The organism is Streptomyces sp. MST-110588, assembly GCF_022695595.1.
GTDB lineage: Bacteria > Actinomycetota > Actinomycetes > Streptomycetales > Streptomycetaceae > Streptomyces.
The window spans coordinates 3,667,448-3,684,335 of record NZ_CP074380.1 but is presented as its reverse complement, the minus strand read 5'-3'; the positions used below and the strand labels follow the sequence as shown (position 1 = coordinate 3,684,335).

The 16,888-nt window shown below is 70.8% G+C and carries 12 protein-coding genes; 7 read left to right on the top strand and 5 right to left on the bottom strand.

Annotated elements, in window-relative coordinates:
* The first annotated feature begins 65 nt into the window (after positions 1-65).
* The 3 genes from KGS77_RS16125 to KGS77_RS16115 all read left to right on the top strand — a co-directional run bounded on the left by KGS77_RS16125 (position 66) and on the right by KGS77_RS16115 (position 5,694).
* The gene (locus KGS77_RS16125) at positions 66-2,474 is read left to right on the top strand and encodes an MMPL family transporter (RefSeq protein ID WP_242582093.1); all 2,409 of its coding nucleotides are present in this window, start codon (positions 66-68) and stop codon (positions 2,472-2,474) included.
* A gap of 110 nt (positions 2,475-2,584) precedes the next feature.
* Positions 2,585-5,107, top strand: coding sequence for a terpene synthase family protein (locus KGS77_RS16120; RefSeq protein WP_242582089.1), 2,523 nt, complete (start codon positions 2,585-2,587; stop codon positions 5,105-5,107).
* Positions 5,108-5,175: 68 nt separating this feature from the next.
* Positions 5,176-5,694 (top strand): nitroreductase family deazaflavin-dependent oxidoreductase, encoded by a 519-nt coding sequence (locus KGS77_RS16115; protein ID WP_242582086.1) that lies wholly within the window; start codon positions 5,176-5,178, stop codon positions 5,692-5,694.
* A 93-nt stretch (positions 5,695-5,787) separates the two neighbouring features.
* On the opposite strand, the gene KGS77_RS16110 is transcribed toward KGS77_RS16115, so the two are convergent.
* A complete protein-coding gene (locus KGS77_RS16110; protein ID WP_242582083.1) occupies positions 5,788-6,549 on the bottom strand; it encodes a class I SAM-dependent methyltransferase in 762 nt (253 codons plus the stop codon).
* 105 nt (positions 6,550-6,654) lie between these two features.
* A complete protein-coding gene (locus tag KGS77_RS16105) occupies positions 6,655-8,031 on the bottom strand; it encodes a globin domain-containing protein (RefSeq protein WP_242582078.1) in 1,377 nt (458 codons plus the stop codon).
* A gap of 721 nt (positions 8,032-8,752) precedes the next feature.
* On the opposite strand from KGS77_RS16105, the gene KGS77_RS16100 reads away from it, so the two are divergent.
* Positions 8,753-9,487, top strand: a complete 735-nt coding sequence (locus KGS77_RS16100) for a response regulator transcription factor (protein WP_242582075.1) — start codon at positions 8,753-8,755, stop codon at positions 9,485-9,487.
* 560 nt (positions 9,488-10,047) lie between these two features.
* On the opposite strand, the gene KGS77_RS16095 is transcribed toward KGS77_RS16100, so the two are convergent.
* Positions 10,048-10,566, bottom strand: a complete 519-nt coding sequence (locus KGS77_RS16095; RefSeq protein WP_242582072.1) for a GNAT family N-acetyltransferase — start codon at positions 10,564-10,566, stop codon at positions 10,048-10,050.
* Positions 10,567-11,258: 692 nt separating this feature from the next.
* On the opposite strand from KGS77_RS16095, the gene ctaD reads away from it, so the two are divergent.
* Complete coding sequence (ctaD, locus tag KGS77_RS16090) at positions 11,259-12,944, top strand: cytochrome c oxidase subunit I (protein ID WP_242587494.1); 1,686 nt, start codon at positions 11,259-11,261, stop codon at positions 12,942-12,944.
* Positions 12,945-13,004: 60 nt separating this feature from the next.
* Positions 13,005-13,715, top strand: a complete 711-nt coding sequence (locus KGS77_RS16085) for a hypothetical protein (RefSeq protein ID WP_242582069.1) — start codon at positions 13,005-13,007, stop codon at positions 13,713-13,715.
* On the opposite strand, the gene KGS77_RS16080 is transcribed toward KGS77_RS16085, so the two are convergent.
* Positions 13,609-14,574 carry a TetR/AcrR family transcriptional regulator gene (locus tag KGS77_RS16080; protein ID WP_242582066.1) on the bottom strand — a complete coding sequence of 322 codons (966 nt, stop codon included), beginning with the start codon at positions 14,572-14,574 and terminating at the stop codon, positions 13,609-13,611. The two genes, KGS77_RS16085 and KGS77_RS16080, sit on opposite strands and share 107 nt — an antisense overlap.
* Positions 14,575-14,834: 260 nt before the next feature.
* Here KGS77_RS16080 and KGS77_RS16075 point away from each other — a divergent pair, with 260 nt between their 5' ends.
* Complete coding sequence (locus KGS77_RS16075; protein ID WP_242582064.1) at positions 14,835-15,221, top strand: hypothetical protein; 387 nt, start codon at positions 14,835-14,837, stop codon at positions 15,219-15,221.
* 138 nt (positions 15,222-15,359) lie between these two features.
* Here KGS77_RS16075 and KGS77_RS16070 read toward each other — a convergent pair whose 3' ends face one another.
* On the bottom strand, positions 15,360-16,784 hold the full coding sequence (locus tag KGS77_RS16070; protein WP_242582062.1) for an L-lactate permease: 1,425 nt from the start codon (positions 16,782-16,784) through the stop codon (positions 15,360-15,362).
* Between the last annotated feature and the right edge of the window lie 104 nt (positions 16,785-16,888).

The window sequence follows — 16,888 nt, the reverse complement described above, 5'->3', positions numbered from 1 at the left end:
AACTCTTCACTGACATGTGCACCAGTGGGTGTGCGAGGAGCTGAATACGTGAGGAGCTGGGGTCAGTGAAAGAGCGGCCGATCACCGTGCCGGTGGCGACCTGGAGCGCCCGCCACCCCTGGCGCGCGATCGTGGGGTGGCTGGTCTTCGTCGTGCTCTGTGTCGGCATCGGCTCGGCGGTCGGCACCCACAGCGCCACCACCGAGGACTACCGCGTCGGGGAGGCCGGCCGTGCCGAGGTGATGGCAGCCGAGGGCGGCCTCCAGCGCAGACCGGTGGAGCAGGTCGTCATCTCCGCCGATTCAGGAACGTCGGCGGCCCGCGCCGGCGCGGAGACGGGCGCGCGGTCCGGCGCGACGAAAGACGCGCGGGCAGATGTACGGATGGACGTACGGATGGACGCCGCGGCCCGGGACGTACGGGCCCGGATGGCGCGGTTGCCGGAGGTGGCGCACGTGGACGCGCCGGTCCGCTCCGCCGACGGCCGTACCGTCCTGGTCACGGTGACCATGAAGGGCGCGGAGCTGGACGCCAAGAAGCACGTCGATCCGCTGCTCGCCCAGACAGCGGCGGTGCGCAAGAGTCACCCCGGTCTGCGGGTGGAGCAGACCGGTACCCCTTCGATCGGCAAGGGCCTGGACCAGCAGCGCGGCGACGACCTCCTGCTCTCCGAAGTGATCACGCTGCCGGTCACGCTGATCACCCTGCTGCTCGTCTTCGGCTCGGTGCTGATGGCCGGGGTGCCGCTGCTGCTGGCGCTGTCCTCGATCACCGCCACGGTCGGGCTGTCGATGGTGGCCTCGCACCTCCTGCCGGACGCGGGCGTCGGCACCAACGTCATCCTGCTGATCGGCCTGGCCGTCGGCGTCGACTACGCGCTCTTCTACCTCAAGCGCGAGCGGGAGGAACGGGCCCGGCACGGCGGCCGGCTCGCGCCGGAGGCCCTGGTGGAGCTGGCCGCGGCCACGGCCGGCCGGGCGATCGCGGTCTCCGGGCTCGCGGTGATCGTCTCCACCGCCACCCTCTACCTCGCCTCGGACGTCATCTTCTCCTCGCTGGCCACCGGTACCGTCCTGGTCGTCTCGGTCTCCGTCGTCAGCTCGCTGACCGCGTTGCCCGCCCTGCTGGTCACGCTCGGACGCCGCGCCGAGCGCCGGGCCGCGCGCCGGATCGCCAAGGGCCGCGCGCCCCGCGTACGCAACGGTGCGCAAGCCGGAACCGGGCGCGTATGGCGCGCCATGCTCCGGCCCGCGAGCGAACACCCCCGGATCACCCTGTGCGTCTCGGTGCTCGTCATGATCGTCCTTGCCCTGCCGGTCGCCGGCCTGAAGCTGGTCGACCCCGGCAAGGACAGCTTCTCGCGTGACATCGCGGCCCTGCGGACGTACGACCGGCTGCACGCCGCCTTCCCCGAACTGCGCGTACGGCATCAGGTCGTCGTACGCGCCGACCCCTCCCGTACGTCCCAGGTGGGCGACGCGCTGCGGGAGCTGGCGGCCCGTGCGCAGGCCGACCCGCTGTTCACCGGGAACACAGGGCACATCAAGCCCGCGGAGCGGAACGCGGTACGGCCTTCGATACGGACCTCGATACGGACCTCGATACGGACCTCGGACGACGGCCGGATCAGCGCGCTGGAGCTGTCGGTTCCGTACCGGGCGAGCTCCGAGGAGGCGCTGCGGTCGCTGGCACACCTGCGGGAGGACTACCTGCCCGCCACGGTCGGCAAGGTGCCCGGCGTGCAGGCCGGGGTCACCGGTGACGTACCGCGTTCCGTGGACTACGTGGACCACCAGAACCGGAAGTTGCCGCTGGTCGTCGGGTTCCTGCTGCTGCTGACCTTCGTGATGACGGTCCTCGCGTTCCGGTCGGTGGTCATCGGGCTGCTCGGGGCGGTGCTCAACCTGCTGTCCGCCGCCTCCGCCCTCGGCCTGCTGGTCCTGGTCTTCCAGGGGACGTGGGCCGAGGACCTGCTCGGCTTCCGGTCCCTCGGCGGGATCGCCGCACGTGTCCCGCTGTTCCTCCTGGTGATCCTCTTCGGGCTGTCGATGGACTACCAGGTGTTCGTGGTCAGCCGGATCAGGGAGGCCGTACTGCGCGGCGTGCCCACCCGGAAGGCGGTGCCGGCCGGGATCGGCAACTCGGCCAAGGTCGTGACCAGCGCGGCGATCGTGATGGTGTCGGTGTTCGCCGCCTTCGTCTTCCTGCACCTGACCGAGATGAAACAGATCGGGTTCAGCCTGGCGGTCGCCGTTCTGCTGGACGCCTTCGTCGTCCGCGTCATGATCCTGCCGTCGGTGCTGACGCTGCTGGGCGAGCGGAGCTGGTGGCCGTCGCGTGGGGCGGGCCGGCTGTTCGGCCACCGACCGGAGAGCGGTCGGGCGGAGAACGGTCGGGCGGAGAACAGTTGGGCGGAGAACGGTCAGCCGCCGGGCCATGATGCGGTGGTCCAGGGGACACCGGGGAGTCGCTGATGGTGCGTTTGTATGACTGTTTCGGGAGCCGAGTGGGGGACCGCCGTACGGGGTAGTGCTGACCGGCGTACTCCGTACGTCTCGACGCTCGCGGGGAAAGGCCGGGACCCATGACGCAGCAGGCGCGAACGACGACACAGCCCTTCCAACTGCCCCGCTTCTACATGCCCTACCCGGCGCGGCTGAACCCGCATTTGGAGGAGGCCCGCGCCCACGCCAAGGAGTGGGCGCGGGGGATGGGCATGCTGGAAGGCTCCGGCATCTGGGACGAGCGGGACCTGGACGCCCATGACTACGCCCTGCTCTGCTCCTACACCCACCCCGACTGCGACGGCCCCGCGCTGTCGCTGGTCACGGACTGGTACGTCTGGGTCTTCTTCTTCGACGACCACTTCCTGGAGACCTTCAAACGCACACAGGACCGGAAGGGCGGTAAGGAATACCTGGACCGCCTGCCGGCCTTCATGCCCATGGACCTGGACACCCCCGTTCCCGAGCCGCGCAATCCGGTAGAGGCGGGGCTCGCGGACCTGTGGGCCCGTACGGTGCCCGCCATGTCCCCCGAGTGGCGCGCCCGGTTCGCCGAGAGCACCGAGAACCTGTTGAACGAGTCCCTGTGGGAGCTGTCCAACATCAACGCGGGCCGGGTCCCCAATCCGGTCGAGTACATCGAAATGCGCCGCAAGGTGGGCGGCGCCCCCTGGTCCGCCGGGCTGGTGGAGTACGCGGCGGGCGCCGAGGTTCCGGCCGCCGTCGCGGATGCGCGCCCGCTGCGGGTCCTCAGGGACACCTTCGCCGACGCCGTCCACCTGCGTAACGACCTGTTCTCCTATGAGCGTGAGACGCGGGACGAGGGGGAGTTGAGCAATGGCGTACTGGTCCTGGAGACGTTCTTGGACTGTACGACCCAGGAGGCCGCGGACGCCGTCAATGACCTGCTGACCTCACGCCTTCAGCAGTTCGAGCACACGACCCTGACCGAACTGCCCGCGCTCTTCGCCGAGAAGGGCCTGGACGCGCGCTCCTGCGCCGATGTGCTCGCGTACGCCAAGGGCCTTCAGGACTGGCAGTCCGGCGGGCATGAATGGCATATGCGCTCCAGCCGCTATATGAACGGTGGGGGCGGGGGAGGGGAAGGCGTACGGTCCGCGCCTCTGCCGGGGGCGGGGGCCGTATCCGGGGGCGGGGCCGGGGCCGGAGGGAGGACCGGGGGTGGTGTGGGGGGCCTGGGGCCTGGGAATTCCGGGGCTCTTGTCGGGTGGTCGCCCTTCTTCCTGAACAGGCTGGGAACTTCGGCGGTGGATCTCCCCAAGGCACTGGCCGAGGCGGCGGCCACGGTGGCGGCCGGCGCGGATACGGTGGCGGCCGGCGCCAAAGGGCTGCGTCGCTACACCCATGTCCCGTACGAGAAGGTCGGCCCCTCCCGGCTCCCCGAATTCTTCATGCCCTTCGAGGTCACGCTCAGTCCGCACCTGGAGACCTCCCGGCGGAACACGGTCCAATGGGCGCGCCACGTGGGCTTCTTCGGGCCGCAGCCCGGCGTCCCGCACTCGGACATCTGGGATGAGGAGATGGTCGCCGGATTCGACTTCCCTCTGTGCTCAGCGGGGCTGCACCCGGACGCGACACCCGAGGAACTGGACCTGTCGGCGGCCTGGCTGACCTGGGGCACGTACGGGGACGACTACTACCCGAAGGTGTTCGGCCGTACCCGGGACCTCGCGGGCGCCAAGGTGTGCACCGACCGGCTGTCGGCCTTCATGCCCCTGGGGGACGGCGACGGCTACGGCGACGGCGACACGGGAGCCGCTGCCGAGCCCGTGTCCGTACCCGTACCCGAGCCCGCGTCCGTACACGTACCCGTGCCCGCGAACGCCATGGAGCGGGGGCTTGCCGACCTGTGGGCCCGTACGGCCGGGCCGATGACACCCGAGGCGCGCCGGGCGTTCCGTACCGCCATCGAGTCCATGACGACGAGCTGGCTGTGGGAACTGGACAACCAGGCGCAGAACCGGATTCCCGACCCGGTCGACTACATCGAGATGCGCCGCAGGACGTTCGGATCGGATCTCACGATGAGCCTGTGCCGGCTGGGACACGGGCGGCGGGTGCCGCCGGAGATCTACCGGAGCGGGCCCGTGCAGTCGCTCGAACACGCCGCCGCCGACTACGCGTGCCTGACAAACGACGTCTTCTCCTACCAGAAGGAGATCGAGTACGAGGGCGAGGTGCACAACGCCGTACTCGTCATCCAGAACTTCTTCGGCTGTGACTACCCGGCCGCCGTGCGCATCGTCCAGGACCTGATGACCTCCCGTATGCGGGAGTTCCAACACGTCGCCGGGCACGAACTACCGGTTCTGTACGATGACTTCGATCTCCCGGAGGAGACGCGTACGGTCCTGGACGGGTACGTTCGGGAGCTGGAGAACTGGATGTCGGGGATCCTGCTGTGGCACCGGCAGTGCCACCGCTACGGAGACGCCGACCTGCGGCACTGGGCGCGTCCGTACCCGCGGGGCGGGGCGGGTACGGGTCCGCGCGGCGGGGCGGCGGCGACGCGGTGGTCCGGTGGGCCGACGGGGCTGGGAACGTCAGCAGCCCGGCTGGTCGGTAGCCTGGCTGATCGGTAGGCCGGTTGATCGGTAGGTCGGCTGGTCGGTAGGCCGGCAGGCTGGAAGGTGAGGAGGGTTGGTCGGACATGCCCCGTAAGGTCAGAGCCACTCCGTCGCCTACGGGGTGGCGTCGGCTGCTCGCCCGCGCGCCGATCCATCTCTACCGCTGGCACCTGGGGCGGCTGATGGGCGGCCGGGTCCTGCTGCTCACCCACACCGGGCGCAAGAGCGGGCGCCCCCGGCAGGTCGTACTGGAAGTGACCGGGCGCACCCCGGGCACCGGCGCCTACCGCCTCGCCTCCGGCCTCGGCCCCACCTCCCAGTGGTACCGCAACATCCTCCACACCCCCGAGGTCACCATCCAGGTCGGCGGGCGCCGTACCGCCGCCGTCGCCCGCCCCATGACGCCCGAGGAATCGGGCCGGGCGATGGCCGAGTACGCGCCGCGCCATCCGCGTACGGCCCGTCGGCTCATGGGTGTCTGCGGCATCGAGACGGACGGGACCGCGGAGGACTACTACCTCGTCGGACGCGATCACATCCCGTTCGTGGAGATCACGCCGGTCGCGCCGGACGCGCCCGTTGCGCCCGGCACGTCTGCGTAGGCCGGGAACGGGGCCGGGGGCGGCGTCGGGAACGGCCGCGGACGGCGCCGGAAACGGCCGGAGGTGGCGCGGGGGAACGGCCGGGGCACAGAGTCAGGCGGGTTTGCGGGCCTCGATCAGGTAGCGCGTCGCGTGGGCGACGAAGGGGCCCTCGTCCTGGATCCGTTCATGCAGCTCCCGCAGTGGGCCCCGGTACTCCTCGACGGTGAAGCCGGGCACCATCCAGATCACCTTCCGCAGGAAGTAGATCACCGCGCCGATGTCGAAGAACTCCGTACGCAGGGACTCGAAACGCAGGTCAAGGACCTCCAGCCCGGCGGCCTCGGCCTGTGCGCGGGCGTCGTCGGGGTGACGTGAACGCCGTACGTGTTCGGGCTGCGGCCCGAGGAAGTACTCGACCAGCTCGAAGACGCTGGAGTGCCCGACCTGCTGGGAGAGATACGTTCCGCCGCCCTGGAGCACCCGGGTGATCTCCTGCCACCAGACGGTCGCCGGGTGCCGGCTGGTCACCAGGTCGAAGGCCCCGTCGGCGAACGGCAGCGGCGGTTCGTCGGCGTCCGCGACAACGGCCGCGCCGCGCGGGTGCAGCAGCCGGGTGGCCTTGGCCACATTGGGTGGCCAGGATTCCGTGGCCACCATCACCGGGGGCAGCTTCGGCGCGCCGGCGAGAACCTCACCACCGCCCGTCTGGATGTCCAGCGCGGCGGACGCCTGCGCCAGGCGGTCGCTCATAAGACGCTGGTAGCCCCAGGAAGGGCGCTGCTCGGTGGCGCGGCCGTCGAGCCAGGAGAAGTCCCAGCCCTCCACGGAGACGGTCTCGGCCTCTTCCACCAGGTCCTCGAAACTGCGTGACATGCGGCGATGGTCTCAGTGGCCCGGTGGTTTTGCCACTGATTATCCCTGCATGCCCTTGTTCCGGCGCGCCTGTCCCGTGTACGGGCCGGGGCCGGGTCGGGGGCCTCACACCGGGACCGCCGGTGCGAGGTCGTCCGGCAGCGGGTCGTGACGGATGCGCTCGGCGGGCAACTGGGTGGCGGCCAGACGAGCCACGGTGGGGCCGACCAGTGCGGGCGGCCCGCTGACGTACGCCAGGTGTTCGGACCAGTCGCCGTGCTGGGACACGGCCTCGGCCAGCGCCCGGTAGCCGGCCGCCCCGGGGCCCGTACCGATCACCGGCACCACCCGCAACCAGGGGCGGCGGCGCTCCAGTTCGGCCAGCACCTCGGCGTCGTACGGGCCGGAGGTGTCCCGCGTACCGAGGAAGAGGTGCACGCTGCGGCCGTACGCCCCATGGGTGAACAGCTCTTCCAGCAGGGCCTTGGCGGCGGCCCAGCCGGTGTCGCCCGCCACCAGCAGCAGGTCGCGCGTGACGTCCTCGTCGAGTGTCATCGTGCCGCCGGCCGGGCCCAGGCGCAGCGTGTCGCCGGGCTGCGTACGGGTCACCAGGGCCTCGCTCAGCCCGCCCCGGCCGGCCCGCCGTACGTGGAGCTCCAGCTCGCCGTCCGGCCGTGGCGCGCAGGCCAGCGAGTACTGCCGCCAGGTCTGGGGGAGGAGCGGGGAGGCGACCGAGGTGTACTGCCCGGCCCGGTAGGGGTAGGGCTCGTGAGGCTGTACGCGCAGCACGGCCAGGTCGGGGCGGCGCAGCTCGTGCGAGGTGACCGTGGCCTGCCAGTCGGCGGGCTCGCCGAGGGAGGCTTCCGCGCCCTGGACCATGGCGGCCACGGCGAACCGCAGCATCCGCAGCCATGCCTGCTCGGTGGCGTCCTGCCAGCGCGGGCCGGCGGTGCGGCGCAGCGCCTGGCACAGCGACATCTCGAACGCCTCGTAGTGCACCGGCCGCACACCGAGCTTGCGGTGGTCCCGGCCGAGCCGGGAGAAGACCGTGGCGATCTCGTCCGGGCGGTGCAGGTTTTCGATCAGGTACCAGAAGATGGCGGCGAGGTGCTTGCGCTGGAACTCCATCGACTCCGGGAACAGTGACCGCAGGTAGGGCCACTGCTCGAACATGGCGTCGTAGAGGTGGCTGATCAAGTCCTCGAAGGGGGTGACCAGATCGAGGGACTGGGTGATCAGGAGCTGGTCGGTCGCGGCCCCCTTGTAGAAGGCCGTGGCCGCACCTGTGGCGAGGGTGTTGGGCGCGGCGCGGTAACCGGCCGGTGCGCCGGGGCCGTTCGTATCCTCCCCCGGACTCTGCACCGGGCCCTGTCCGGAGCTCTGCACGGAGTTCTGTGCGGGGTTCTGTGCGGGCCCCTGGCTCGGGTTCAGGAGTTGCCGGCGCAGCCGCATCGCGTCGTGCCGAGCCAGTAGCGCGTGGTACTTCCCGTCCACAACATTCATGGTCAGCGGCTCCTCATACGGGGAGGTGGCGGCAACGGCCTCGTGAGCCGGTACCGCCGCCCCGACAACGGCAGGGAGGGCGAGTATGGCACTCGGTGCCGTTGCCCGTCCGGCCCTGTCCAGCAGGGCCGTTCGGCCCTTCCGGGGCGTCGGCCGACGGGTGTTGGTTAGGTTCGCGGCCCGGCGAAAGCCCGGCCCTGCGACGATCGGCGACACGTGGCAGGGCCCACGAAACGGCCCGGTCCGGGCCGCACCAACGCGTCACGGCGCGTACGTTTCCCGGACACACTCCCTCCGCCGGAGGGCCGGCGGCATTCGCCGCTGAAGGGTTCCGCCGCCGGCGGCTTCCTCCGGCGGACCGGTACCGCGCACACCCGGCCCGGCGAAGTGAGTACCGCCCAGACAGAGCGAGCACCGAATGGACAACCGCGTCCCGTCCCCACCCTTCCGCGCCTCCGCGTCCACCGGGGCCCGCGTACCCGCCGGCCCGCCGGCGCGGGGCGTGCCCGCGGGCCCGGGGGTACCCCCAGTGCCCCCGGCGCCTGCCGGCCCGGCCGTCCGCGCGGCGCGGCCCGGATCACAGACGGGACCCGGCGCTCGTACGGGGCCAGGCGCTTGCGGGGGGCCCGGCATCCGTACGGGATCCGGGATCGGTACGGGGTCCGGCGTCCGTCCAGGCTCCGACCCCGTCCGTACGGGACCCGCCACCGCCGTGCACACCGTGCCCGCGTCGCCCGCCGCCGGGCCGGACGCACCGCTACGGGTCTTCATCCTCGACGACCACGAAGTGGTACGCCGTGGGATACGCGACCTCCTCGAAGCGGAAGAGGACATCGAAGTGGTGGGTGAGGCGTCGACGGCGCGGGAAGCCCTGTCGCGGGTGCCGGCCACCCGGCCGCACGTGGCGGTCCTCGACGTACGCCTCGGGGACCATGGAGGCGGCGGCGACCACGAGGGCATCGGGGTATGCCGCGAACTGCGGGCCCGCATGCCGGAACTGGCCTGTCTGATGCTGACGTCCTTCGACGACGACGAAGCACTCTTCGACGCCATCATGGCGGGCGCGGCGGGCTATGTGCTCAAGCAGATCAACGGCTCGGACCTGGTGACCGCCGTCCGCACGGTCGCCACCGGCAAGTCGACCCTGGACCCGCGTACGGCCGCACGGGTCATGGCCCGCCTGCGCGGCCCCCAGGACGCGCAGCGTCCGGACGCCGCACCGGACTCCGAGGAATCGCAACTCGAACGCCTCTCACCCCGCGAACGGCAGATCCTGGACCTGATCGGCGAAGGCCTGACTAACCGTCAGATCGCCGACCGACTGTTCCTGGCGGAGAAGACGGTGAAAAATCGTATCTCCTCGATCCTCTCCAAACTGGGCGTAGGCCGCCGCGTCCAGGCCGCAGTAATCGCCGGCCGAGTACGAGACCAAAAGCCCCGCCGCGGCCTGGCCTGACGCCGCCGCAGAGCAGTGCTCTCCGCGCGGAGCGGCGTTCACGGTATGGAGCGGTGTTCGCGGCACGGAGCAGCGCTCTCCGGGCGGAGCGGGGCTCGCGGTACGGAGCGGCGTTCGCGGACTGGAGCAGTGCTCTCCGCGCGGAGCGGGGTTCGCGTTACAGAGCGACGCTCACGATATGGAGCAGTGCTCACAATACGGAGCGCTGAACGCCAACCTTATGACTGCTCTCCGTGCTGAGCGCCGCTCTCCGAGATGAGCACCGTTCGCTGTTCTGAGCACCGCTTCCTGTTCTGTGCGCTGCTCTCGGTTGTGAGCAGTGCTCTCGATGGCGAGCACTGCTCTCCATACGGGGCGGTGCTCACCGTACGAAGCACCACGCGCCACGCGCCGTTGTGGTGCTCACCGTTCGGAGCAGTGCTCACCGTGCGGAGCGCCGTTCCTCCATGAGACCCGGAGTTCGGGATGAGAGCGGTGCTCACGGCATGGGGCGGTGCTCGCGGTGTGGAGCGGTGCTCGCGGCGTGGGGAGTGGTGGTCAAGGGCTGGGGGTCGTTGGGGCTATCGGCTGATGTGTCGGTGCCATCGGAGTTCGCCGTCGTGGCATTCGGCGGTGGGTGTGAGTCCGGCGGCGGTGGCGACGGCGGCGGATGCCCGGTGTTCGGGGTGGATGTGGGCGATGACGGTGTGCACCGGCTGTCGGCTGAGCCAGTCGACGAGTCCTCGGGCCGCTTCGGTGGCGTTGCCTCTCCCCTGCCACGGGGAACCCACCACCCAGGCGACCTCGGCCACGGGGCCATGGCCGGAGGGGCTGATCGTCGCCTGCACGGTACCTGTCAGGCAGGACTCGTTACGAAGGCTGATCACCCAGTTCAGCCAGGAGACGGCCGGATCGGGAGAGCCCGCGGAGATGCGCCGGTAGCGCGAGCGCAGGGCTTGCGGGGTGTCCGGAGTACCGCCGATGAAGGTGTGCAGAGCCGGGTCGGACAGCACGGCAGCCATCTCCTCGGCGTGCTCGACGTGCAGCGGCAGCAGGTCCAGCCGTCTGGTGCCGATGGTCCGGGCCGTAAGGGGGATCACGCCGTCACCGCCTCGGTGCGGTCGATGAGCTGTGCCGCGCTCTGCAGCGTCATGTCGAGGGAGGAGAGTCGTTGGTTGTCAGGTCGTGGTGGTTGTGGAGGTCGTGGGGGTTGTGGGGATTCGAGGCCGTGGCCGGGGGCCGTGACGGCGTCGAGGGCGCTGTGCGTCCGGTCCGGGTCGGGGACCTGTAACGGCGGCCGGTGGGCCGAACTTCGGTCATTGGCTGTGCTGGACATGGATGGCTGACTGCTCCTGCTCCCGGGCCTGATAGCTGGTCAGGAGGGTACGACGGGGGGCACAAGCCCCTGCCGTCCCCGCCGGGACCTCTGGTCCCGGGCAGGGGCCAGGACGGGGTCCAGGGCAGGGACTGTTCGGCCCTGTTTCCGGTGTGGTCCACCGCTGATGCTGGGGCCGCCGGGAAGAGCCGGTACACCTCCCCCGTGGTCTCAAGGCTCTTCCCGGCCCTGCGGAACACGTACAGAGGTGGAGGGCGCGGCCCGGTGGACGGATTGGGTACGAACACGGAAGGCAGGCGGGCCGAAGGCCCGGGAGCGGGCCCGGAACCCGAACGGTCGAGCGCGGTGTCGGGAGATCGTGGAACCGGTGAGGTTGGTGGAGTCGGCGGGACCAGTGGGGTCGGTAAGGTCGGTGGGTCCGGTGGGGCTGACGGCACCGCCGATCGCGTCGGTCGGATCGATCGGAACGGCGAGGACGCGGCCCCCCGCCCCACCAGCCGCCGTCTCCCCGTGGACTGGCTGACGACCACCGACCACAAGAAGATCGGGACGCTCTATCTCGTCACCGCGTTCGTCTTCTTCCTCGTCGGCGGCCTGATGGCGCTCCTGATGCGCGCCGAACTGGCCCGCCCGGGACTGCAGATCATGTCGAACGAGCAGTTCAACCAGGCGTTCACCATGCATGGCTCGGTGATGCTGCTGCTGTTCGCCATGCCGCTGTTCACCGGCTTCGCGAACTGGCTGATGCCGTTGCAGATCGGCGCGCCGGACGTGGCCTTCCCGCGGCTGAACATGCTGTCCTACTGGCTGTTCCTGTTCGGCTCGCTGATCGCCGCGGCGGGCTTCCTCACGCCCCAAGGGGCGGCCGACTTCGGCTGGTTCGCGTACGCGCCGCTGTCGGACGCCGTGCATTCACCCGGCGTCGGCGCCGACATGTGGATCATGGGTGTGGCGCTCTCCGGTTTCGGCTCCATCCTGGGTGCCGTCAACTTCATCACCACCATCATCTGCATGCGCGCGCCCGGCATGACGATGTTCCGGATGCCGATCTTCACCTGGAACGTGCTGCTGACCGCGCTGCTCATCCTGCTGGTCTTCCCGGTGCTGGCCGCCGCGCTGCTGGCGCTGGAGTGCGACCGCAAATTCGGCTCGCAGATCTTCGATCCGGCCAACGGCGGCGCGCTGCTGTGGCAGCACCTGTTCTGGTTCTTCGGCCACCCCGAGGTGTACGTCCTGGCGCTGCCGTTCTTCGGGATCGTCTCCGAGGTCATCCCGGTCTTCTCCCGCAAGCCGCTGTTCGGTTACTGGGGACTGATCGCCGCGACGATCTCCATCGCGGGTCTGTCGGTGACGGTGTGGGCGCACCACATGTACGTCACGGGCGGCGTCCTGCTGCCGTTCTTCTCCTTCATGACCTTCCTGATCGCGGTGCCGACGGGCGTGAAGTTCTTCAACTGGATCGGCACGATGTGGAAGGGCTCGCTGTCCTTCGAGACGCCGATGCTGTGGGCCACCGGCTTCCTGGTCACCTTCGTCTTCGGCGGTCTGACCGGCGTGATCCTGGCCTCGCCGCCGATGGACTTCCACACCTCCGATTCCTACTTCGTCGTCGCGCACTTCCACTACACGCTCTTCGGTACGGTCGTTTACGCGATGTTCGCCGGCTTCCACTTCTGGTGGCCGAAGTTCACCGGCAAGATGCTGGACGAACGGCTCGGCAAGATCACGTTCTGGACGCTGACAGTCGGTTTCCACCTGACCTTCCTCGTACAGCACTGGCTGGGTGCGCAGGGCATGGTCCGGCGCATCCCCGACTATCTGGCCGCCGACGGCTTCACCACGCTCAACACCCTCTCCACCATGGGCTCATTCCTCCTGGGCATGTCCTTCCTGCCGTTCTTCTACAACGTCTGGAAGACCGCCAAGTACGGCGAGACCGTCCAGGCCGACGACCCGTGGGGGTACGGGCGATCGCTGGAGTGGGCTACCTCCTGCCCGCCGCCCCGGCACAACTTCGTCTCGCTGCCCCGTATACGCAGCGAATCCCCGGCCTTCGACCTGCACTACCCGGAGATCGCCGCCATCGAGGCGGCGCCGGCGGGCCCGGCCGACCGGGAGCTCGCGGCGGCGACGGACCGCTGAGACCAGGAGCACGGGAAGCACGGGGAGTACGAGAAGCACGAGAAGTACGAGGAGGAAGCCATGTCCCACGCGGTCTTCGCCCTGGGGGCCGGGGTGCTGTGCGCGTCCGGCTGTGTCTGGTACCTGCCCGCGGCACTGGACGTACGCGCCGGGGCCGACCGGCCCCTCTCCCGGCGGCTGACGGCCCTTGCCTGTCTGACCGGCTGGGGAACGCTCGCGCTGGTCGCCGTGGTGCTGCTCCTGCCGGTGCCCTGGAGTGCCGTCGGCGCCGTGGCGGGGGCGGGCGCGGTGGCGGCCGGGGTACTGCTCGTACTGGCCCTGGACCGCCGCGTGCGCGAACAGCGGGAGGAGGAGCGGCGCTGGGCGGCGCTGTACGGCAAGGCGCCGGCCCCTGACCCCGCCCGCGCCCCCGCCCGCGGCCCGGTGGTACGGGGAGCCGGTCCCGTACAAGGACACGTACCGGGCGCGGGTCCGGGCCCCCGCCGTGCGCAGTACGTCTTCCTCCTCTGGGTGCTGTGCGGGGTCGCCCTGGCAGGCGGTACGGCGGTGACTGTGCTGCTGGCCGGGGGCCCGGCGAGCCCCGCGCGGACCGCCGTGGCGATCGGCGCGGCCGTGGCCGTCACCGTCGTGTGCCTGGTCGTGGCGAGCGTCCACGCCGCCGCCGTCAGCCGTCGGCTGCGCGCCTGCGTCCCGCCCCGGTCGCCGGCCGGCTTCCGCCCTCCAGCGCGGCGCGGACCTTCGCGAACCGCTCCTGGTTCCACTCGATCGTGAGATCGGGCTCCAGGAACGCGCAGGCGAGGCCGGCGATGCCCAGCGCGGGCTGTGACCACCGGTCCGTGTGCCGGGCGCCGAAGGGGCCGGCCGGTGTGGTCCGGGTCGCGACGTCGGGTGTGGACAGCGCCGTGAGCACCAGTCCGCGCATGGTGGCGCTGACCAGCCCGGCAAGGGTCTCGAATGTGGCGCCCGCCCCGGGGCGCAGCCGGTAGCCCAGAAGGGCCGCCAGCTCCTCGTACGACCTGGCGATCCGGTGGATGAAGGCGCGCTCGGACGCGGCGAGGCCGTGCTGTACGTCGGTACGCAGCTCGCCGTCCGGCAGTCCGAGGAAGGTGGCGTGCAGCGCCAGGTAGGTACGCCATTCCTTGGAGCGGTAGATCGTCTCGAAGTCCTGCTGTGCGCCCCGGCGCAGCAGTTCGACGAAGAGGTCGTGCCGTGCCTCGGGTGTTTCGAACCCGTCCAGGTGCTCCAGCGCGAAGCGCCTGAGCTGCTCGGTCGCGGCCTCGTCCGCGATGGCGGCGGGGGCGGCGGCCCCGGCCAGCTCGCGCAGCAGATCGCTGAAGAACAGGTCCTTGTACGGCCAGCGGCGGTAGACCGCGCTACGGGAGACTCCGGCGTCCCGGATGACGTCCTCGAAGCTGATGTGATCCAGGCTCACCGTCAGTCCGGTCGCGTTGACCATGGCCAGGGCGGCTGCCAGCATCCGCTGCCCGGTCTCCTCGTCGGACAGCCGACGGCGGCGTCTGGCGAGCCCGGTGGGGGCCTGCGGGGTGTCCTTCACCTTGTTCTCTCGCTTTCCTGGGGCGCGGCGTCGTCCTTGGACGAAAACTATGGGACATGATGTTTCAAGTTTCATGTCTGTTACCGTGGCGTCAGATTACTCCGCCTGTACGGCCCGGTACGGAACCGGTGGCCGTCACAGGTGCGAAGGCGGCGCAGCGCACACCTAGGGAGACATCCGTGTCAGCACAGCGGCAGTACGGTCACCCGGCGGCTCAGGGGGACCGGGGAATTCAGGGAACCGATGAGGGCCTGGGAGGCCGTCGGAGGGGGTGGCGAGCGGCGCCGCCGGCCCCGGTCCGTCACGCGGTCCGGGCGATGTACGCGGGGGCGGCGTTGACCCTCGTCACCGTGGTCGTCACCATCGCCACCCGCGCGGATCTCGGCAGCCGGCTCCGGGTGCTGTACGCCTCCGCCCCCGGCAGGGCCGAGATGGCTCAGGCCGGCATCCTCACGTACCTCTTCACGCTGGCCGCGACCGGCCTCGTCTTGTGGCTGGGGGTGTCGCGGGCGGTCAAGGCGGGGAAGCGATGGGCCCGCACCGTGGCCACGGGCGTCTTCGCCGTCGCAACCCTGATCTGCGGCTACAACTTCACTCAGCCGCACCCCCTCCCGATGAGCCTGGCCGGTATGCTGCCGAGCCTTGCCGGCCTGGCTGCGGTGGCACTGCTGTGGACACGTGGGTCCGCCGCCCACTTCACCACAGCAAAGGCCGTCGTCTAGTTCGGCTGATTAGTTCAACCGGTTGGTTCGTCCGGTTGGGTCCTCCGGTCGGCTCGTCCGGTTGGTTCGTCCGGTTGGTTCGTCCGATCCGTCGCCGGCCGTGGCGACAGGCGTCCCCGTCCCGCCCGGCCGCGGTGCTCACAGGATCAGTACGCCCGCCACGGCCACCACGGCGAGTGCCGCGTAGACCAGTGAGGCCATGCGCAGGCCGAAGCGCAGCAGCCCGTGTTCGGAGACCTTGGCGGCGGGGCCGGCCACCGCCAGGGTCAGCATGATCATGGGCAGGGAGGTGAAGACGGCGTGCCCGGCGGCGCTGTTCTGGAGCGCGGCGAACCACAGCTCCAGATGTGCGTCCGGCGCCGATCCGGCCTGGAGTTGCATCAGCAGGGCGTTGCCGCCGACGTTCGAGCCGGTGATGAAGCCGCCCAGCATCCCGAGCGCGGCGACGGCCGGTGCGAGCAGCAGCGGGTGGGCCCCGGACACGGCCGTACCGAGGGCGTCGATCATGCCGCCGCGCGCCATCACCTGGCCCAGGGCGACAAAGCCCGTCAGGGCGAGCAGCGGACGGGCCACCCGCCGCAGGGCCGCCCGCGCGTCGGTGCCGTGCACCCGTCCGCGGTCCAGGATCAGCGCGGTGAGCAGCAGCGGGAGGCCGGGGGAGGTCAGCGGGTGGAAACTCGCGCCGCCCGCCTGCCAGGTGAAGTCGGGCAGGCCGAGGGCGCAGGCGACGCGGATGAGGGCGACGAGGCCGAGGACCGTTCCGTACGCGAGGAGTACGGGCCGGGGCGGCAGCAGGGCCCGGTCGCGCCGGGCGGCGAAGGCGAGCACGCCCAGGAGCGCGGTGCACAGCCCGGCCACGACGCCGGCCACCTCCACCACACCCAGCCGGTTCAGGGCGATCAGGGCCAGGGAGAGCACCGCGCCCAGCGCCGCGGCGGCACCGGCCGCCCGCAGCCGCCGCGCGGGCCGGCACAGCAGCGCCGCGCCCACCGCCAGTACGGGGAAGACCAGGGCGCTGGTGACGGCGGTGGTCGCGCCGAGCGCGGCGGTGCCGGCCCCCGCGAGCGAGCCGCCGACCACGGTGGCCAGGCCGAGGGTGCCCCACGGCATGATGTTCATGCCGAGCAGGGACTGCCGCAGGGCGGTGGCCGGCGGCGCCAAAGCGAGCAGCACCGGCACGGTGACCAGCAGCGAGACCCCGAAACCGGTCAGCGACTCGACCGTGGGACCGATTCCTACGACCACCAGGGCGGTCTTCACCGGCCGGGAGAGCGGGAGTTGACGTACCCACTCCTGGAGCGAGCGGTGCACTTCGCGGCGGGTGAGGACCTGACTCAGATAGACGCCGGGGAGCATCACCGCGGCGGCGTTCAGTACGAGCAGCCCGCCGGCGCCGGCGCCCGCGGCCACCTCGGCGCCGCTCAGCGAGAAGTCGGGGAGCCACCAGACCAGGAGGGCGGCCGTCAGTGTGCCGGCCGCCGCCGCCCAGTGCGCGGGGCGCCGCAGGCCCGTGATCAGACCCAGCACCATGACCAGCGGTGACACCGCCACTGCCCACACCATTCGGGGCCGCCTCCCATGTCATGCGTTGCGCGTTGCTTGTCGCGTGCTGCGCGTGGCTTGTCGCGTGCCGTGCGTTGTGTGCCGCGCGTTGCGTGTCGCGTTCT